At 60.6% G+C, this 21752-nt stretch carries 13 protein-coding genes; all 13 read left to right on the top strand.

Annotated elements, in window-relative coordinates; genetic code table 11:
• A partial coding sequence (locus tag VL547_RS22545) for a hypothetical protein (RefSeq protein WP_325582238.1) occupies positions 1–226 on the top strand: 226 nt, incomplete at its 5' end.
• Complete coding sequence (locus VL547_RS22550) at positions 217–3420, top strand: DUF5107 domain-containing protein (RefSeq protein WP_325582240.1); 3204 nt, start codon at positions 217–219, stop codon at positions 3418–3420. The genes VL547_RS22545 and VL547_RS22550, both read left to right, overlap by 10 nt.
• Positions 3407–4411 (top strand): aldose epimerase family protein, encoded by a 1005-nt coding sequence (locus VL547_RS22555; RefSeq protein WP_325582242.1) that lies wholly within the window; start codon positions 3407–3409, stop codon positions 4409–4411. The genes VL547_RS22550 and VL547_RS22555 overlap by 14 nt, the downstream gene beginning before the upstream one ends.
• A complete protein-coding gene (locus VL547_RS22560; RefSeq protein WP_325582244.1) occupies positions 4408–5715 on the top strand; it encodes a sugar porter family MFS transporter in 1308 nt (435 codons plus the stop codon). The genes VL547_RS22555 and VL547_RS22560 overlap by 4 nt, the downstream gene beginning before the upstream one ends.
• A gap of 101 nt (positions 5716–5816) precedes the next feature.
• Positions 5817–9017, top strand: coding sequence for a TonB-dependent receptor (locus tag VL547_RS22565; protein WP_325582247.1), 3201 nt, complete (start codon positions 5817–5819; stop codon positions 9015–9017).
• A 3-nt stretch (positions 9018–9020) separates the two neighbouring features.
• Entirely contained in the window at positions 9021–10934 is a 1914-nt protein-coding gene (locus tag VL547_RS22570; RefSeq protein ID WP_325582249.1) for a RagB/SusD family nutrient uptake outer membrane protein, read from the top strand.
• A gap of 12 nt (positions 10935–10946) precedes the next feature.
• The gene (locus VL547_RS22575; RefSeq protein ID WP_325582251.1) at positions 10947–12197 is read left to right on the top strand and encodes a DUF4959 domain-containing protein; all 1251 of its coding nucleotides are present in this window, start codon (positions 10947–10949) and stop codon (positions 12195–12197) included.
• Between the two features lie 69 nt (positions 12198–12266).
• On the top strand, positions 12267–13466 hold the full coding sequence (locus VL547_RS22580; protein ID WP_325582253.1) for a DUF4998 domain-containing protein: 1200 nt from the start codon (positions 12267–12269) through the stop codon (positions 13464–13466).
• A gap of 27 nt (positions 13467–13493) precedes the next feature.
• Positions 13494–15833, top strand: a complete 2340-nt coding sequence (locus VL547_RS22585) for a glycoside hydrolase family 95 protein (protein WP_325582255.1) — start codon at positions 13494–13496, stop codon at positions 15831–15833.
• A gap of 26 nt (positions 15834–15859) precedes the next feature.
• Entirely contained in the window at positions 15860–18166 is a 2307-nt protein-coding gene (locus VL547_RS22590) for an alpha-L-fucosidase (protein WP_325582257.1), read from the top strand.
• A complete protein-coding gene (locus VL547_RS22595; RefSeq protein ID WP_325582259.1) occupies positions 18159–19385 on the top strand; it encodes an enolase C-terminal domain-like protein in 1227 nt (408 codons plus the stop codon). The genes VL547_RS22590 and VL547_RS22595 overlap by 8 nt, the downstream gene beginning before the upstream one ends.
• Entirely contained in the window at positions 19382–21043 is a 1662-nt protein-coding gene (locus VL547_RS22600) for a sodium:solute symporter family transporter (RefSeq protein WP_325582261.1), read from the top strand. The genes VL547_RS22595 and VL547_RS22600 overlap by 4 nt, the downstream gene beginning before the upstream one ends.
• Before the next feature lie 5 nt (positions 21044–21048).
• A partial coding sequence (locus tag VL547_RS22605) for an SDR family oxidoreductase (protein WP_325582263.1) occupies positions 21049–21752 on the top strand: 704 nt, incomplete at its 3' end.

Below are 21752 nucleotides of genomic sequence, written 5' to 3' on the forward strand. Positions count from 1 at the left end.
CGACGGCCCCGGTTTCGATCAGCAGCTGGTCTTCACCCTCGGGACCGGTGCCAAAGGCCGTGCCGGAGCCCCGACGCTGCTCGCCCTCTTCAACTTCAGCCGCAAATCCCCCCTGGAATACACCCTCCCCGCCGGCAAAGCCACCGATTTCCTAACCGGCGCCCCGCTACCAACAAGGATAACCATCCCCACCGAAGACGCAAAAATGATAGAAATATGGAAGTAAAAGCCTGGATAGAAACAGTACGGATTCCGACCTACCAAGCCGGCGCCCCCGAAAAGAACCCGATATTCCTGGAAAAACGCGTCTACCAGGGCTCCAGCGGCGTCGTCTACCCGCACCCCGTCATAGAGACCATCGCCGACGAGAAGACCGACAAGGTATACGTAGCGGTATTCCTGGAGAACGAATATTTGAAAGTAATGCTCCTCCCCGAATTGGGCGGCCGCGTGCAACGCGCCTACGACAAGGTCCGCCACCGTGACTTCGTATACTACAACCAGGTCATCAAGCCCGCCCTGGTCGGTCTGGCCGGCCCGTGGATATCCGGTGGGATCGAGTTCAACTGGCCCCAGCACCACCGCCCGTCCACCTTTTCACCCGTCGATTGCACCATCGAGGAGCACGCCGACGGCAGCAAAACCGTATGGATGAACGAGGTCGAGCTGATGTTCCGGACCAAGGGGCTCGCGGGCTTCCGTTTGTATCCCGGGAAGGCCTATCTCGAAATCCGCGGCAAGCTGTTCAATCGCACGCCCTTCCCCCAGACATTCTTATGGTGGGCCAACCCGGCCGTAAAGGTCAACGACCACTATCAATCGCTATTCCCCCCGGACGTATACGCGGTTTTCGACCACGGCAAGCGCGACGTATCCGACTTTCCCATCGCCACCGGTATGTACTACAAGGTCGACTACGCGCCCGGCACGGACATCTCCCGGTACGCCAACATACCCGTCCCCACTTCGTATATGGCTATCCGTTCGAAGTATGACTTCATGGGTTGCTACGAGCACGACACCCGGGCCGGCATGCTCCACGTCGCGGACCACCACGTCTCCCCCGGCAAAAAACAATGGACCTGGGGCAACGGCGCCTTTGGCCAAGCCTGGGACCGCAACCTTACCGACGAGGATGGTCCCTATATCGAGCTCATGACCGGCGTCTTTACCGACAACCAGCCCGACTTCTCCTGGCTCCAGCCCAACGAGGAAAAGACCTTCGAGCAATACTTCATGCCCTTTGCCGAGGTGGGTATGGTAAAGAACGCGACAAAAGAGGCCATGCTCAACGTCGAAGCCGGCGAAGTCAAGGTATACGCGACCGCTGTTTACAAGGACGCGCGTATTCAAGTGTACCAGGACGGCGCGCTACAAAAAGAATTCCGCGCCGACCTTTCCCCCCGGGATATTTTCTCTGCGCCCCTACCCGCCAACGGCCTGCAAGTCACCGTCCTCACGTCCGACGGCCACGAGCTCGTCAGCTACACCCCCGACCCCCCGGCCCCGCACGACATCCCCGCTCCCGCCACACCCGCCAAACGCCCCGAAGACATCGAGCACGTCGAGGATCTCTACCTCAACGGTCTCCACCTCGAACAATACCGACACGCCACCTACAACCCGGTGGACTACTACGAAGAGGGCCTGAAAAGAAGCCCGGGCGACATTCGATGCAACAACGCGATGGGTCTTTACCTGTTAAGACGCGGTCAGTTCAAAAAATCGGAACCCTATTTCAGAAAAGCCATAAAAACCCTCACCATCCGCAACCCCAACCCCTACGAGGGCGAGCCCTATTATAACCTGGGCTGGTCGCTCCTGCTCCAGGACAAACCCGGCGATGCCTACGACGCCTTTGCCAAGGCCGCCTGGAACGACGCCTGGCAACACAGCGCCTTTCTCCAGATGGCCCGTATCAAGTACCGCCAGGGCCAGTATGAAAGGGCGCTGAAGCACATCGACCAGTCCCTCGTGCGTAACCACCATAGCCCGGTGGCGCGCCACGTCAAGGCGGTGCTCCTGAAAGACCCGGCTTTTATAAAAGAGTCCCTCGACATCGACCCCTTTAACATGGGCTGCCGCTGGGAGGCGCTGCAAACCGGCGTTTCCGCCCCAGGCAAAGCCGAATTCGAAACGCTCATGCGCGGCAGCCTCAACAACTACCTCGAGCTGGCCCTCGATTACGCCTACCTGGGATTGAACGACGAGGCGATAAAGATCCTCGACCCCGTAAAGGACCAGACGCTCGCCAGATACTACCTGGCCTGGCTACGGCAGCAACCCGACAACGAAGAAAAAGACCCCACCCTGGTTTTCCCCAACAAAATCGAAGAGATCGCCATCCTCGGATACGCCGCCGACAACGGCGACGCCATGGCCTCGTACCTGCTCGGCAACCTCTGGTACGACAAGCGGCAGTATGCCGAAGCCATCGAAAACTGGGAGAGAGCCGCCAGCCAGGCAACGGGTTTTCCCACGGTGTATCGCAACCTCGCGCTCGCGTACTATAACAAACAAAACGACAAGCAACGGGCGCTCGACAGCATGGAGCGGGCCTTCAAAAACGACGAGAAGGACGCCCGCGTCCTGATGGAGCTCGACCAGCTCTACAAAATCACCGGCCGCTCCCCCGAAGAACGCCTACAATTCCTGGAACGCCATTCAGACCTCGTTAACCAACGCGACGACCTCTACCTGGAGCGCATCACCCTGTATAACCAGACACGCGAGTACAAAAAGGCGCAGGGCCTGCTTGGCGGCCGCACCTTCCACCCCTGGGAAGGCGGCGAAGGAAAGGTCGTCCGCCAATTCCTGCTATGCCACCTGGCGCTGGCCCGGGAAGCGATTGACCGCGGTGACTATGACGAAGCCGAAGCCCTGCTGAACGCCACGATCGACTACCCCGAAAACCTCGGCGAAGGCAAGCTCTATGGCACCCCGGAGAACGACCGGCTCTACTACATGGGATGTATACATGACGCAAAAGGAAACGCAAAAGCCGCACAAGCCGCCTGGGCGGCAGCCACCAAAGGCAGCGCAGAGCCCGCCCAGGCCATCTTCTACAACGACCCTCAACCCGACAAGATACTTTACCAGGCCCTTGCGTGGCGCCGCCTCGGCGACAAAGCAACCAGCGATGCGATATTCGAACGCTTCATCGATTTCGGAACAAAACACCTGCACGACTCCATCCGCATCGACTACTTCGCGGTATCCCTGCCCGATATGCTCGTGTTCGACCAGGACCTGGACCAGCGCAACCGCCAGCACTGTCACTACCTGATTGGCCTCGGCCGGTTCGGCCTGGGACAGGCCGCCGAAGCCGAACGCCACCTCACCGAAGTACTCCGTTCCGACCCGAACCACCAAGGCGCCCAATGGCACCTGGACATGACCCACGCCCATGCAGCTATTTAACCTCCAGAACAAAAACATCGCGTTGAGCCTGACCAACCTGGGGGCCGCCATCCAAACCCTGTGCGTCCCCGATAGGGTAGGCCGCCCCGTCAATGTGGTAGCCGGCTTCAACGACATAAGCCGCTATGGCGACAACCCCGATTACCTCGGCTGCATCGTCGGCCGTTGCGTGAACCGCATCGACAGCGGCCGCCTCCGAATCGACGGCACGACCTACCAGCTCACCCTCAATGAAGACGGGAACCACCTGCACGGCGGTTTCGAAGGGTTTTCCAAAAAAGTCTGGACGGTCAAAGAATCCACGAACCACTCATTGCTGCTCGAATATTATAGTCCGGATGGCGAAGAAGGCTACCCCGGCAACCTCCACGTCACCGTACACTATGCGTTAAAAGACAACGCCCTTGAAATCCGCTATACCGCCGAAACCGATAAACCCACCCCGGTGAACCTCACCAACCACACCTACTTCAACCTGACCGGTTTCACCGATCCCCTGGTAACCAACCACGAGCTGAAAGTAAACGCCCGGGAATATTCGGAGAAAAACCTCCGCAACCTCCCCACCGGACGGCTGCTACCCGTAGCGGACACCCCCCTGGACTTCAAAAACCCTCAATGTATCGGTAAGAACATCGATGCCTTCCCCCGCGACCACGGCTACGACCATAATTTCGTCCTCGATCGCCCCCACGACGGCCCGGCGCTGCGCGCCGTCGGCGCCGTGCCGGCGGCCGAGCTCTACGACCCGACCTCCGGCCGCCTGCTTACAGTATTCACCGATCAGCCTTGCTTGCAGGTCTACACGGCGAACTGGTGGACCGGCGCCGCAAAGGGCCCCCAAGGGGTTGACTACGTACAACACGGCGCCGTTGCCCTGGAGACACAGAACTTCCCCGACGCCCCCAACCACGGGGCATTCCCAAGCGGAATCCTCCGGCCCGGCTCGCTATACAAATCCACCACTATATTTGAATTCGGCACAAAATGACCCGATACAATCAAACCTACATAATCGGTATCTCCTTCGTATCCGCCCTGGGCGGTTACCTCTTCGGTTTTGACTTCGCCGTCATATCCGGGGCGCTTCCCTTCCTGCAAAGGACCTTTGCGCTGGATGCCTACTGGGAGGGCTTCGCCACCGGTTGTCTCGCGCTCGGCGCTATTGCGGGTTGTCTGATCGCGGGAACGATATGCGACAAAAAAGGCCGCCGGACCGGCCTGCTATTGGCTGCCGCCGTTTTTGGCGTGTCCTCGCTGGCAATGGCCTTGTCGCCGACGCGGTTCTTTTTTATCGGGTCCCGTTTTACCGCAGGCATCGGCGTGGGAATGGCCTCGCTACTATCCCCCATGTATATCGCCGAAGTATCCCCTGCGCCCTTCCGCGGCCGCATGGTGGCGATCAACCAGCTCACGGTCGTAATCGGGATCCTCGTTACCAACCTCATAAACTATACCCTCCGCAACAACGGTGACGACGCCTGGCGGTGGATGTTCGGCCTCGGCGCTGTCCCCTCGGCGTTGTTCCTGCTGGGCGCCTGGTGGCTCCCCGAAAGCCCGCGCTGGCTCATCGACGCGGGGCGCGAGGAAGAAGCGCGACGGACCCTTCACAAGATCGGCGGCGCCGACTTCGCGGCGCAAACGATCGCCGGTATACAACACGCGCCGCAAAAGTCGAACGCCGCCGCCGGCATTTTCAAAAAGGCAGTCCTTCCCACGGTAATACTCGGTATCTCACTGGCCGTCTTCCAACAATTCTGCGGCATCAACGTCGTCTTCAACTATACCCCGAAAATCTTCGCCAGCATCGGCGTTGGGACAGACGGGCAACTCTTCCAAACCGTCCTGATCGGCGGCGTCAACCTGGTCTTCACCCTGCTGGCGATGGCGCTGGTCGACCGGCTCGGCCGAAAGCCGCTGATGCTGATCGGCGCGGTGGGGCTAACGGCCCTTTACATAATCATCGCGCGACAGCTGCATAACGGATCGGTACATGTCTCCTGGTTCCTCCTGACCGCCATCGGCACGTACGCGTTATCGCTGGCGCCCGTGACCTGGGTATTGATCGCCGAGATTTTCCCCGGTAAGATCCGGAGCGCCGCGACGTCGGTTGCCGTCCTCAGCCTGTGGCTGGCCTATTTCATCCTCGTGTTCACCTTTCCACCGCTCTTCGCGCACCTTGGCGATAAGACGTTTTATATCTACGCGGCCATATGCTCGGTGGGCGCCCTATATATAGCAGCCAAAGTCAAAGAGACGAAAGGAAAGACGCTCGAAGAACTGACCGTAGGATAATCCATCAAAGTCAGCAAATTGCCTATTTCCCAGGCTGGGACTGCTCTCTACCTTAGTTTATTATAAACCAAACTTTAATTAAGCGCCAAAACGATTGCTCTATGCCGAAGCTATTGGCTTTCATCTGCCTTACGTTCCTAAGCCTGGGCGCCATGGCCCAAACCAGGATCACGGTGACCGGGACGATACGGGATACCGCGGGGAACCTCCTCCGCGGTGCGAACGTAACGGTCCGCGGTAGCACCCGGATCGGGACGACCTCTGACGAAAACGGGCGGTTTATCCTGGACGTGCCCGAAAACGCCATCCTCGAATTCAGCAGCATCAACTACGAAACCCTCGCCGTACCGGCGCGGTCGTCGATGAACGTGGTGCTGCACCTCAACAAGAACAACCTGTCGGACGTGGTGATCACCGCGTTTGGTAAGAAACAGCGGAAGGAGGCCGTGGTCGGATCGGTGACGTCGGTCAACCCGGAGGACCTCCGGATACCCGCCTCCAACCTGACCAACGCGCTGGCCGGCCAGATCGCGGGCGTGATCGCCTTCCAGCGGAGCGGTCAGCCGGGGGCCGATAACTCCCAGTTCTTTATCCGGGGCGTTACCACCCTGGGGTACAGCGCCAGCCCGCTCATCCTCGTCGATAACGTCGAGCTGACGGCCAACGACCTGGCGCGGCTGAACGTGGACGACATCGCCAGCTTTTCCATCCTTAAAGACGCCAGCGCCGCGGCGCTGTACGGCGCCCGGGGCGCCAATGGCGTCATCCTCGTCACGACCAAGGAAGGGAAGGTCGGCAAGGCCAAGGTCAACATCCGGTACGAGAACTCGATCTCTAAACCGACCACGTCCGTACAACTGGCCGACCCGATCACCTATATGAACGACTACAATGAGGCCGTGACTACGCGTAACCCGCTGGCCACGCCTTATTTTACGCCCAATCAGATTCAAGCCGCCACCAATACGTGGAACCACGCTCCCGGCGCCAATCCCTATCTCTACCCGGCGGTGGACTGGATGTCGATGCTGTTTCGCAAGCAGACCACGACCAACCGCGCGAACTTCAGCGTACAAGGTGGTAGCGAGCAGGCCAAATATTATATCTCCGGCGACTATTCCCGCGACAATGGGATCCTCCAGGTCAACCCGGTCAACAACTTCAACTCGGGTATGAAGTTCGAGAACTACCAGCTCCGCGCCAACGTCAACGTCAAGATCACCAAGTCGACCGAGGCCATCGTACGGTTGTGGGGGAACTTCAATGACTATACCGGTCCGATCACCAACGACCAGTCGGGGCTCGCCACCGACCTGTACGATAAGGTGCTCCACACCAGCCCGGTGTATTTCCCGGCGTTTTATGCGCCCGATTCCGCGAACCTGACCACCCACCACATCCTGTTCGGTAATAATACGGGCATCACCGGCGGTCTGCAAGACAATCCCTACGCGGACCTGATGTACGGTTATAAGAATTCTTCCGAATCGCGTATGTCCGCGCAGTTCGAGTTGAACCAGAACTTCAACTTCATCACGCGCGGGCTGGCCTTCCACGGGATCTTCAGCACGAACCGTTACTCCTACTTCGACCAGCAGCGCTCCTATAAACCGTTCTACTACAATATCGGGAGCGTCGACGAGTCGACAGGCCAATATACCCTGAACTGGCTGAACAACTCGCCGGGTGCGGCGCAGGAGTTCCTGAGCTATTATCCCGGGAACAAGAACCTTTCCACCTACATCTATATGCAGGGTTCGCTGGACTACGACCGCAACTTCGGCGACCACCACCTGAGCGGTACGATACTGGGTACGCGCGAACAAACGGTCAACCCTAACTCGACCGACCCGAACACCGGGACGGTTACGCTGTCGTCTTCGCTGCCCGCCCGCAACCTGGGCCTGTCCGGAAGGGCGTCCTACTCCTTCAAGGACCGCTACTTCCTGGAGTTCAACTTTGGGTATAACGGCTCGGAAAAATTCGCCCCGGACCATCGTTTTGGTTTCTTCCCGACCATCGGCGCGGGTTACGTCATATCCAACGAGAACTTCTGGAAGGGCGGCGTCTCCAAGGTCTTCACCCGTCTGAAGATCCGCGGCAGCTATGGCCTGGTGGGGAACGACAACATCGGCAAGCAGCGTTTCTTCTACCTCTCCAGCGTGATTCCCGACAACACGAGCGGACCGAGCGCCTCCTTTGGCCTCACCAACGGGACCACGATGTACGGCACTTCCATCCTGGCCTACCCCAACCCCGACGTGACCTGGGAAACCGCGGCCAAGAGCAACCTGGCCCTCGAGGTGGAAATAGCCCATAACTTCAACATCATCGCGGAAATCTACCATGAATACCGCTACAACATCCTGATCAACCGCGGCTATATACCGGTGGAAACGGGCATCGAAGGAACAGCCTCTTCGAACCTCCAGGCGAACCTGGGTACGGCGTACTCCAACGGGATCGACATCCACATGGACTACAAACAGCGCTTCTCCAAGGACTTCCAGGTGACGTTCATGGGTAACTTCACCGGTACCCGCGACAAGGCCGGTCGTGAAGAGGAGCCCCAGTATCCTTATCCGTACCTGTTCCACTCCGGTCAGCCGATCAACCAGCAGTTCGGATACATCGCCGAGCGGCTTTTCGTGGACGACAAGGAAGCCCGTAATTCTCCCCCCCAACAGTTCGGCAGCTTTCCGCTCCCGCAGGGCGGTGACATTAAGTACCGGGATATCAACGGCGACGGCGTGATCGACTCGTACGACCAGGTGCCCCTGGGCAACCCCACGGTGCCGCAGATCGTGTATGGCTTTGGTTTTTCGGCCATCTACAAACAGTTCGACGTGAACGCCTTTTTCCAGGGCGAAGGAAAAGTTTCGTTTTTCATGAACCCCACGGCCCAGAACGATACGTACAATGGGTACTATGGCACGGAGCCCTTCGTCAACAACGCACAGCTCATGAAGGCCTACGCCGACAACCACTGGACAGAGGAAAACCAGAACCTGTACGCGCTCTTCCCGAGGTTCGCCACGTACGATAACGGCAACAACGATGTGCAGAGCTCCTGGTGGCTTCGGGACGGCAGCTTTATGCGGCTGAAATCCCTCGAAGTCGGATTCACCCTCCCGCGGAGCTGGACGCACCGCATCTTCATGGACAACGCGCGGATCTACTTTAATGGGTTGAACCTGATCACGTGGAGCCACTTCAAGCTCTGGGACCCGGAAATGGCCGGGCAGGGCTTTGGTTATCCCATCCAGAAGGTGTTCAACGCCGGTATAAACCTGAACTTTTAAGCGATGAAAAAATTACTCCCCATATTCTTATTGCTCACCCTGGCGTCCTGCAAGAAATACCTGGACGTAACGCCGGACGACGAGGCGACACTCAACAGCTCCTTTGCCAACGCCAACGAGGCGGAGGCCTACCTGTTCGGCTGCTACTCCAACATGCAAAACCTTGCCGATGTCCGGCGGAACGCCGGGTTTACGACATCGGGCGAGGTCATCTTCCCGATCAACCTGAGCGACCGGACGACCCTCGGCGGCGCGGGTGGCGACGCCGGCTTTACGGTCATGCAGGGGCTGCAGAACGCCGACAACCCGCTCCTCAACTACTGGGACGGCTACAACATGGGCCTGAACCTCTGGCAATCGATCCGGATGTGTAATACCTTCCTGGCCAACATCGACCAGCCGCAGGACCTCCCGCAGTACGAGAAGACCCGCTGGATCGCCGAGGCTCAATTCTTGAAGGCATACTATCACTACTGGCTGATCCGGATGTACGGACCGATCCCCATCGAGGACGTCGCCCTTCCGGTCAACGCCACGACGGACCAGGTACGGGTCCCGCAACAATCGGTGGATTCGTGCTTCAACTATGTGTCCAACCTGCTCGATACCGCTATCGCCGGTCTGCCTGCCGTCATCCAGAACCAGGCCACGGAACAGGGCCGGATCACGTCGACCATCGCCCTGGCCGTAAAGGCGGAGGTCCTGGCCACCGCGGCCAGCCCGCTCTTTAACGGGAACCCCGACTATGCCGGGATGCTCGACAAGAACGGCAAGCCGTTCTTCAACCAGACGCCCGATCCCTCCAAATGGCAAAGGGCGGCGAGCGCCTGCCAGGCTGCCATTGCCGCCGCCAACGCCGCCGGCGCCTCGCTCTACCAGTTCAAGCAGACCGGGAACGTGGTCCACATGAGCGACAGCACCAAAACGTTGCTGACCATCCAGGGCGCGGTGACCGAAAGCTGGAACCCCGAACAGATATGGACGCTCAACCCGTATTTTGGCTGGCAATACCAGGCCGCGGCCCGCACCAACGCCAACGCGGCGGCCAATGTCTTCGCGATCTACTCCCAGTTCTCGGTGCCCATCGGCGAGTCCGAGATATTCTATACCAACAACGGTGTGCCCATCAACGAGGACAAGACCTGGGACTATACCAACCGTTACACCGTTGTCACCGGGGACGATGCGCACCAGTATTATATTAAGAAAGGATACCCCTGCGCCAAGGGTAACTTCGACCGCGAAAACCGCTATTATGCCGACGTCGCTTATGACGGCGCCCTTTGGTTCGGCTTGGGCAACACGGACGACAACAACGCGGACGTGGTCAACGCCGTGAGCGGGTTCGCCGCGCCCCCGGACGCCCTCCGCGGGAACGCCACCGGTTACTGGGCCCGTAAATTGGTGCCTTACCAGACGGTCTTTGGCAACAATACCGTGTACTACAACTATTCATGGCCGTTTATCCGGCTGACGTCCCTCTGGCTGCTCTACGCCGAGTGTCTGAACGAGGTCAGCGGACCCAGCGCCACGGTCTATCAATACATCGACCAGGTGCGGGCCAGGGCCGGACTGCAGGGTGTCGTGCAGTCCTGGGCGCAGTATTCCAACAACCCCGGTAAACCCAACAGCCAGGCGGGTCTGCGGGCGATCATCCACCAGGAGCGCCGGATCGAGCTGGCCTTCGAGGGTCAGGCCGGTTGGGACCTGAGACGCTGGAAAGAATTGCAAGGCGTCCTGGCGACGCCCTTCCAGGGGTGGAATACGGACCCGGGTCAAAACCACAAAACCGTATCCGGCTACTACCAGCTGGTCAACTATTACCAGCCGGTATTCGCCCTGAAGGACTATATCTACCCGATACAGACCTACGACCTGCTGACCAACCCGAACCTGGTACAAAGTCTTTACTGGTAAAACAAGATCATTATGAAACTTCATTATATCGTATTCCTCGTCGCCTTGACCCTCTTCGGCCAGCTTGGCTGTAAGAAGACGGACGGGTACAACACGATCGTCTCCACCGACAATACCAAACCGGGGCCGGTCTCTAATATTAAGGTGGCGAACTTCAACGGCGGGGCGTATATAACCTACTCCCTTCCCGACTCCAAGAACATCCTGTACGTCCAGGCGAACTACATGATCAACGGCAAGGAAAGCCGCCAGACGAAGTCGTCCTATTACTCGGACAGCATCACCGTCAGCGGTTTTGCCGCCAGCCAGGACTACCAGGTGACCCTGACCGTCGTCACGCGGGCGAATGTCTCGTCGGACCCCGTACAGGTGACCGTCCACCCGGGTACGCCGCCTTACCTGCTGGCCTATCCCACGGTCAAGATGGCGCCCGACTTCGGCGGCGTCAACATCACCTGTGTCAACCCGGCGAAAGCCAACATCGGGATCATCGTGATCGGCCCCGACAGCACGGGTAAGCTCCAGATCATCGACCAGAACTATACAAACCTGGACTCGACGAACTTCAGCCTCCGGGGTTACGACACCACCGCGCACAAGTTCGGCGTCTATATCACCGACGCGTGGAACAACTTTTCCGATACGGTCTACGCGACCATCCACCCGATCTATGAGGTCGAGATGAACAAGGGGCTGTTCAAGGACTACATCCTCCCCTCGGACGTGCTGCCCTTTGGCAGCTACTGGGACGTCCCCAACCTCTGGGACAACAACCTCCACGAGCCGACATACAACACCGCGCAGCCCATCACGCCGCTGGTATGGCCCGCCTGGATCACCTTCGACATGGGTCAGTCCGCGAAGCTCAGCCGTTTCAACATGGTCGGCCGCGAGGGCGACTCCGGTCCCGGCGAATTCCTCTGGGGCTATGGCACGCCGCAATCCTTTGTGATCTGGGGCCGGAACGACCAACCACAGGACGAGAACATGCCAGACAGCACCGGCCTGCCTCCCGTCGGCGGAACGACCGCCAACGGCTGGATCAACATGGGCGAGTTCTATTCCCCGGCCAAACCCTCGGGTTTAGCCAACCCCCAGTTCACCACCGCCGATTATAACTTCTGGATGGCCGGCTTCCCTTTCAACTTCGCGTTGAGCCTGCCCAAGGTGCGCTACATACGGTTCGAGTGTTTGACCAACATGGGTGGGACCAATAACTTTTTTGACATCAATGAATTGACATTCTGGGGCGACCCGCGATGATCCCCGGGGCCCGCGGCTTGCCGCGGGCCCCCGATCACCCGTCGTTACGGTTACTAAAAATATTCTGCAATGAAACGCTACTACATCCTCATACTCCTGGTGGCCCTCTCCTGCGGCAAAAAGGCGACCAATTACCGCTCTTTCCTCGGCGGCCAGGAGGTCGTATATCCCGGCGTGATCCAAACCCCGCAGGTCGATCCGGGCAACGGCCGGCTGCTCCTGACGTGGCACCCGAGCACCGACCCCAGCATCTCGAAATACGTGGTGTACTGGAATAACTACGCCGACTCCACGGTCGTGCAGGCGACGACGCACAACCCGCTGGATACGGTCAAGTGCTACATCAACAAGCTGTCCGAGTACACGTATACGTTCTTCGTGAACTCCTTCGACTCGGCAGGGAACAAATCCGTGACCGCTGAAATCGACAACGCCCGCGTCTACGGGCCGATTTACCAGGCGGCGCTGCACAACCGGCTTCCCAACGCCAGCACGCCCTTCCAGGTCAATGCGGACGGATCGGCGACGTTGTACTTCAGCGTACCGGATACCATCAACATCACCACCAATATCCAATATACCAATGCCAGCGGGCAGGCATCCACCGCGGCCATAGGTCCCAAGGACAGCACGATCACCTTGCCGAGCTACAAATCCGGTGGAACCGTCCTTGTCCAATCGTCCTTCATCCCCGTCAGCGGCGCGATCGACACCTTCTGGACGCTCAAACCCGACACCTTCCCGCAGATTTTCCGCCTTGTCCAATGTGATAAGAGCCTCTTCAATGAGATCGACGAGCCGACCGACATGAAGCCCTACCAGTCGAGCACCAACGTGGCTATGCTCTGGAACGGCAGCACCACGCCCCAGGGCTATCCCAACATTTTCCACAGCGATGGCTCGTCCCCGTTACCCGGCACTATCACCATGGACATGGGCAAGGTCTACAACAACCTGGGCGTCATCCAGGAGATCGGGCGGAACTGTTGCCACAACCCCACCGACTTCGAGGTCTGGGGCATACAGGATACCACCGGCGCCTTCACCACCGTTGCCAGCAACGACCCGAATTGGAAGGCCGCTAACCAGGCCCTCGGCTGGACCTTGCTGGTCGAAGCCTTCCGCTCCGACGACGGTAGCGCGCCGATGAACTTCAACTTCGTCAACAACCCGCCGCCCGTGCGCTTTATCCGCGTACGCGTCATCAAGACGGCGGACGATCCGAATTATTGCAATATGTCGCAACTCACTTTCTGGGATAAAGAATAGCTCACCCGCAAATTGTCCATCCGCCTGATGAATAAGCCCCCGTTTTTGCTCCTGGCGCTGGCCGCCCTCACGGCGCCGGCCGCCGCCCAGGTCCGTCCGGAATCCGTGCTCCTGCGCCTTTGGTACACCCAGCCCGCCGCCCGTTGGGAGGAAACCCTCCCCCTCGGTAACGGTCGGCTGGGCATGACCCCAGACGGCCGCGCCGACCGCGAGACCATCGTCCTCAACGACATCACCCTCTGGTCCGGTGCCCCCCAGGACGCCAACAACTACGAGGCCCACAAAAGCCTCCCCCGTATCCGCGAGCTCCTGCTGGAAGGCAAGAACGACGAGGCGCAGTCGCTGGTAGACCAGTCCTTCATCTGTACCGGCAAAGGCTCGGGGGGGACGACCTATGGTTGTTTCCAGATGCTGGGCGCGTTGCACCTGGACTTCGGTCAGGTACAAGCCACGGACTATTTCCGGTCCCTATCCCTTGATAGCGCCCTGGCCCGCGATACCTACCGGGCCGGCGGCGTCACCTACACCCGCGAGTATCTGACGAGCTTCGACCACGACGTCGACATCATCCGCATCCGCGCCGACAAACCCGGATCGATCACCTGCAAGGTCACGATCGATCGCCCGGAACGCGGCGCCTCCGCCGTGAAGGGCGACGAGCTACAACTCACCGGCCAGCTCGACAACGGCACCGACGGCAACGGCATGCAATACCTGGCTACGGTCAAGGCGGTCGCGACCGGCGGCTATGTGCGCGCTACCGCCGGCGCCTTGGCTATCGACCACGCCGACGGGCTAATCCTCTATGTCTCCGAAGCCACCGACTTCAAAAATCCAGGATACAAAACGGCTGTCGCAAAAACGCTCGCCGACGCCCTTAAAACACCCTTTGCCACCGAACTGGCAACGCACATCGCCCACTACCGCCGTCTCTTCGACCGTTTGACCCTGCACCTCGACGCCGCCCCGGCCGACGCGATCGCTGCCGCGCCTCCCGCCGCCCTCCCCACCGGCGATCGCATCGGCCATTTCTACGACCACCCGGACGCCGACAACGGCCTCCCCGTGCTCTTCTTCCAGTTCGGCCGCTACCTCAGTATCTGCAGTACCCGTGTGGGGCTCCTCCCGCCGAACCTGCAAGGACTGTGGGCAAACGACGTGCATACGCCGTGGAACGGCGACTATCACCTCGACATCAACATCGAAATGAATCAGTGGCCGGCCGAGGTATGCAACCTGTCGGAGCTGAACCTCCCGCTGGCCGACCTCGTAAAAGGCATGGTGCCCGAGGGCGAAAAAACCGCCCGCGCCTACTACGACGCGCCGGGTTGGATCGCCCACGTCATCACCAACGTCTGGGGCTGGACCGAGCCCGGCGAATCCGCTTCCTGGGGTGTTACCAAAGTCGGCGGGGGATGGCTCTGCGACAACCTCTGGCAGCACTATGCTTTTACCGGCGATAAGGCCTATCTCGCCCGGATCTACCCGATACTGAAGGGCTCCGCGCTGTTTTACAACAGCATGTTGATCGAAGACCCGGCCAAGGGCTGGTGGGTGACCGCGCCTTCTTCGTCGCCGGAGAACTCCTTTGTCATGGCTAACGGCAAGACCGCCAGCATCTGCATGGGGCCTACCATCGACAACCAGATCATCCGCGAGTTGTTCAACAACGTCATCACTGCCTCCAGTGTCCTCGGCCTCGACGCCACGCTCCGCGACAGCCTGGCCCACCGGCTCACGCAAATACCGCCCCCGGGTGTCGTCGCCCCGGACGGCCGGTTGATGGAGTGGCTGGAGAATTATAAGGAAACCGAGGTCCACCACCGCCACCTCTCTCATCTCTATGGATTATACCCCGCGGGCTTGATCACACCCGACGCCACGCCCGACCTGGCCGAAGCCTGCCGCAAAACCCTCGAAGCCCGCGGCGACGACGGCCCCAGCTGGTCCATCGCGTACAAGGTGCTCTTCTGGGCGCGGCTACACGACGGTAACCGGGCCTACAAAGTATTTACCACGCTGATCCATCCCACCGTCAGTACCGGCATCAACTATGGCGCCGGTGGCGGCGTATATCCGAACCTCCTGTCCGCCGGTCCGCCCTTCCAGATCGACGGCAACTTCGGCGCCACCGCCGGTATCGCCGAAATGCTGATCCAAAGCCACGAAGGCTATATCGACCTGCTCCCGGCCATCCCCACCGTGTGGGCCTCCGGCGAGGTCCGCGGTCTCCGCGCCAGGGGCAATTTCACCGTCGATATCCGCTGGAAAAACGGCGTTATCACCAGCTACCGCGTCCATTCCCCGCAACCGCGCACCGTTCGCGTCAAAGTCAACGGCGTGATGAAAACCATTCAATCGACCTGACCCCGCCAAAAGGCGTACATTCGGAAATGAAGCATATCCTTGCCATATCCTTGATCCTCACGCTGCGTGCCGCCGCCACCCCCGCGCCCGCGCCCGCCGCGTCGCCGTATCACCACGTCCGCGCAAGCCTCCACCTGCCCGGCGCGACGATGACCGTCGCCTACCTCGGCGGCTCCATTACCTTCAACCCCGGCTGGCGCGACAAGGTCACCGCCTATCTCCGCGAGCGCTGGCCGCGCACGACCTTCCGGTTCATCGCCGCGGGCATCCCTTCGCTCGGAAGCGTCCCCCATGCGTTCCGTTTGCAACGTGACCTCCTGGACTCCGGGAAGGTCGACCTGCTCTTCGTGGAAACCGCGGTCAACGACCGCGTCAACGGCACCGACAGCCTGCTGCAGGTACGCGCGCTCGAAGGCATCATCCGCCACGCGCGCCGCGCCAACCCCTCGATGGACATCGTGATGATGGCGTTCGCCGACGAGGACAAGACCCGCGACTATGGCGCCTACCATACCCCCGCCGAAATTGCGAACCAGGAGCTGATCGCCACCCACTATCAATTACCGTCCGTCAACATCGCCCGCGAGGTCGCCGACCGCATCCACAGCGGCGAGATAGATTGGAAGCGCGACTTCAAGGACGTACACCCGGCGGAATTCGGCCAGGAACTATATTTCAAGAGCATCAAATCGCTCCTCGAGGACTGCTGGGCCACGCCCCGCCACACCAACATTGCCGCGGCCGCGCTCGATCCCCACAACTTCTCCGAAGGCCAATACCTCCCGGTAAACTTCGCCGAACCGGACTCCAGCTGGCACATCGATCCCGACTGGACGCCCACCGACAAGGCTGATACCCGCCCTGGTTTTGTCCACATCCCGATGCTCGTTGCCACCACCCCCGGCGCCGCGCTCAGCCTGTCCTTCCGCGGTTCCGCCATCGGCATCGCCGTCGTCTCCGGCCCCGACGCCGGTATCATCCGCTATGACATCGACGGTGGCCCGGAAAAGACATTGGACCTTCACACCCAGTGGAGCAGCTGGTTGCACCTGCCATGGTACGAAGTGCTCGGCAGCGGCCTCGGTGACAAGCCCCACGTCCTCCGACTCCATCTCGACCGCGGCGCCGTGCGCATCGCCCACTTCCTCCTCAACGGCCCCCCCGCCACCACCAACGACGCGAAGCTCGCCGCATTCATGGACCTGCGCTTTGGCATGTTCATCCACTGGGGTCCCGTCACCCTCCGCGGCACGGAAATCGGCTGGAGCCGGGGTAGGGAAGTCCCCACCGCCGAATACGACACGCTCTATAAGGAATTCGACCCCGTGCTCTTCAACGCGGATGCCTGGGTGTCCGCCGCCAAGGCCGCGGGTATGCGCTACCTGACCATCGTGGCCAAACACCACGACGGGTTCTGTCTGTGGCCCACGGCATATTCGGACTACAACATCATGCATTCTCCCTACAAACACGACATCGTGGGGGAATTGGCCGCCGCCTGTCGTAAATACGGGCTGCACTTCTGCATCTACAGCACCATCCTCGACTGGCACGACCCCGACTATGGTCCCCACATGCCGGTATTCGTGCAACGGATGAAGAACGAGCTGCACGAGCTCATCACCCGTTATCATCCCTATATGCTTTGGTTCGACGGCTACTGGGAAAGCCCATGGACCACCGCATACGGCCGGGAAATCTATGACTATATCAAAAGCCTCGACCCCGATGTCATCGTGAATAACCGGCTGGGGAAAAAAATGACATCGCTGACAGAAAAAGGCGCCGTCGGCGACTTCCTCACCCCCGAACAGGAAATCGGCCGGCTCAACATGACCGAGCCCTGGGAAAGTTGTATTACCATCGCCCAGCAATGGGCCTGGAAACCCAACGACAAGGTCAAGACCACGAAGGAGTGTATCCAAACCCTCATCCGGACCGCCGCGGGCAACGGCAACCTGCTCCTGAACGTCAGCCCCATGCCCGACGGCCGCATGGAGGAAAGGGAAGTCACGCGCCTGAAAGAGGTCGGCGCCTGGCTCGGGCGCAACGGCGAAAGCATCTACGGCACCAAGGGCGGCCCTTATGTCCCGAACGACGTCTACGCCAGCACGCGCAAGGGCAACAAGATTTATATCCATCTGTTTAAAGCAACGCCGTCGCTGACGCTTCCCGCGCTGCCCATCACACCCAAGCGCGTATACTGGCTGCATGGCCCCGACGTCCCCCACGACGGCTACACCATAAACACCGGCGCCAGTGGCGCCGACAACCCCGTCCTCGTCCTCGAATTCGACACCGGCACCGAAACCCTCCCCATCATCCATGATTAAATCCATCGACATACGCGACGTCCGCTTCCCGCTCGACAAAGGCGCGGGTAGCGACGCCATCCACCGCGACCCCGTATATTCCTATGCCGTCACCCTGCTCCGCGACGACAGCGGCCACACCGGTACGGGTCTGGCCTTTACCCTCGGCGAGGGCAACGACCTCGTTTGCAGGGCCGCGCAATTTTATGCCGAACGGCTGAAGGGAATGGACATCGAAGACCTGATGGGGAATTTCGGACGCGTCGCCCGCGAGCTATCCAACGAGCAGCAGTTCCGCTGGCTCGGCCCGCACAAGGGCGTCGTCCACCTGGGCCTGGCGTCCGTCACCAATGCGTGTTTCGACCTTTGGGCCAAGTCCCGGGGCGTGCCGCTGTGGAAACTCCTGATCGACCTTTCTCCGGAAGAAGTGTTATCAACCCTCGATCTATCTTATCTCGAAGACGTCCTTCCCACCGACCAGGCTCTCGCCTTGTTGCGTGCCGAATTACCCGGTAAGGAGGCCCGCCTCCCGATCCTCGAGCGCGGCTACCCCGGCTACGACACCTCCATCGGCTGGTTCAACTACCCCGACGAACAGGTCCGCGATAACGCCAAACGCGCCGTGGCCGAAGGCTTCACCGCTATGAAGCTAAAGGTCGGTTCCCCCGATCCCGAACGGGACATCCGTCGCGCGCACATTGTCCGCCAGGCCGCCGGCGACGGCGTCCGCATCATGCTCGACGCCAACCAGCAATGGACGCTGCCCCAGGCGCTGACGACCTGCCGGGCGTTGCAAGCCATCGACCCGTATTGGATCGAAGAGCCCACGCATCCCGACGACGTGCTCGCGCACAAGACGCTTGCCGAGGCGTTAAAACCGACCCGGCTCGCCCTGGGCGAACACGTACCCAACCGGATCGTATTCAAGAACTACCTCCAAACCGGTTGCGCCGGTTTTATCCAGGTGGATGCAGTGAGGGTAGGAGGGGTGAGCGAATTCATCACCGTCAGCCTGCTGTCGCGCCACTTCGGCGTACCCGTCGTCCCCCACGTGGGCGACATGGGACAGATCCATCAACACCTCGTTTTGTTCAACCATATTTCGCTGGGCCACGAAGCCCTGTTCCTCGAGCACATCCCGCACCTTCAAAAGCACTTCCTGCACCCGGTCTCCATCCGTGACGGCGTCTATCGCACTCCGTTAGCGCCCGGGAGCAGCTGCGACCTTATCTTCCCATGATTGGCCTCCCCGATATATGGATCAGCATCGCCTACATCGTGCTCATACTCACGATCGGCCTCTGGGTAGGCGTACGTCACCGCCGCGGCACCGCCGATGCCGGCGGCACCGCCCGCGAATACTTCCTCGCCGGCAAAACCCTCCGCTGGCCCGCCATCGGCCTCGCGCTCTTTGCCACCAACATCTCCACCGTCCACCTCGTCAGCCTCGCCCAAAGCGGTTTCGACACCGGCCTCCTGAACGGCGACTTCGAATGGATGGCGGCGCTGACGCTGATATTGCTCGCGTTGTTTTTCGTCCCCTTCTACATGACCTCCGGCGTTTCCACGCTCCCCGACTTCCTGGAACGCCGCTACGACAGCGCCAGCCGGGACTGGCTCGTGGGCGTCTCCCTCGTCAGCGCCGTCGTCATCCACATCGCCTTCTCGATGCTCGCCGGCGGGATCGTGCTGCGAACCCTCTTTGGCATCGACCTCTATACCAGCGTCATCGTCATCAGCCTCATCACCGCGGTTTATACCATCATCGGCGGTCTCAAGGCCGTTGTCGTCACCGAATCCATCCAAACCATCGTGCTGATCGTGGGCGCCTTCCTGATCAGCGCCGCCTCCTGGAACCGCATGGGCGGCTGGCATGCGATGACCGCCGTCCTGCACGCGCAGGGCCAGCACAACCGCCTGTCCATGCTCCGCCCCGCCGGCGACCCGAGCGGCATGCCCTGGTACGCCGTTTTCCTTGGCTATCCCGTGCTCGGCATCTGGTACTGGTGCGCCGACCAGACCATCGTCCAACGCGTCCTCGGCGCGCGGGACGAACAGCACGCACGCGTGGGCCCGCTGTTTTGCGGCTTTATAAAGATCCTGCCCGTCTTCATCTTCGTCCTCCCCGGCCTCTTTGCGTATACCCTGGCCGCCACCGGCCGTCTCGACGTCTCCAGCCTCCACGGCGACAGCAAGGGCATTTACACGTTGATGATCACCCAGCTCCTCCCCAGCGGTCTCGTCGGCGTCCTCGTCGCCGCACTCCTCTCCGGTCTGATGGGCCAGGTCTCCGGCGCCCTCAATTCCATCTCCACCCTGATCAGCTACGACCTCTATAAACGCTATCGCCCCTCCGCCACCGACCGCCAGCTCGTCCGGGCCGGCCGCGTCTCCGCGTTGGTCGCGCTCGTCTTTTCGTTGCTCCTGCTGCCGCTCCTCAACCGCTACGAAAGCATCTTCAACGGTCTCAACGACATCATAGCCCACATCGCGCCACCCATCACCTGCGTATTCCTGCTCGGTATATTCTGGTCCGGCGCGACTCCACGCTCCGCAAAACTCACGCTGTGGATCGGCTCCGCCCTCGGGGTACTCGCGTATGCCGTGGGCAAGCTTTGCCCTTCGTCGTTTATCGGCCACGTACCCTTTATGATGATGGCCTTCTACCTCTTCATCATCTGCGTCGCCCTTCAACTGACATTCAGCCTCGCGCTACCCGCCCCCCCGGCCCCCGGCTCCGCCGCCCCGCGCACCACCGCCCCGGCGCCCGAGCCCCTCTATTGGCGCTCCCCCCTGGACCCATTGCGCCGCCCGGGTTGGCGCGGCCTCGGCAACTATAAATTCCTGTCGCTCGCGCTCCTGCTCGTGATGACCCTCCTCTTCTGGCTATTCAAATAACTCCCATGGAACGCCCCCTCCACAATAAAGTGATCTTCCTTACCGGCGGCGCCGCCGGCATCGGCCTCGAATGCCGCAACCGCTACCGGGCGGCCGGCGCCCAGGTCGTCGTCTTCGACAAAACCACCGGCGGCGACGTCTCCAGCGCCGAAGAAGTTTCGGACGCCATCGAACGCACCCTGGCACGCCACGGCCGCATCGACGTCATCCACAACAACGCCGGCATCGCGCATCCCTCCAAACCATTACATGAAACGACGACCGAAGAGTGGAACGCGCTCTTCGACGTCAACGTGAAAGCCATCCTCCACACCACCCGCTACGGCCTCGGCGCCCTGAAAGCGACAAGAGGCTCCATCCTAAACACCAGCAGCCTCGTTGCCTCCATCGGCCAGGATAACCACGCCGCCTACGCCGCCACCAAAGGCGCCATCGACGCCCTCACCAAATCCATGGCCCTCGACTACGCCCCCTACGGTATCCGCGTCAACGCCATCGCCCCCGCCGGCGTCTGGACCCCCATGCTCCGCGCCTGGGGCCAGTCCCAACCCAACCCCACCGCCATCGCCGATTACCTCGACGGCATCCACGCCCTCGGCTACTGCCCCGAACCCGACGTCATCGCCGATGCCTGCGTATTCCTGTTGTCCGACCAGGCCCGCTTCATCACCGGCCACATCCTCCCCGTCAGCGGCGGCGCCGAGCTAGG

This window comes from Dinghuibacter sp. (assembly GCF_035492835.1).
Taxonomy (GTDB): Bacteria; Bacteroidota; Bacteroidia; order Chitinophagales; family Chitinophagaceae; genus Dinghuibacter.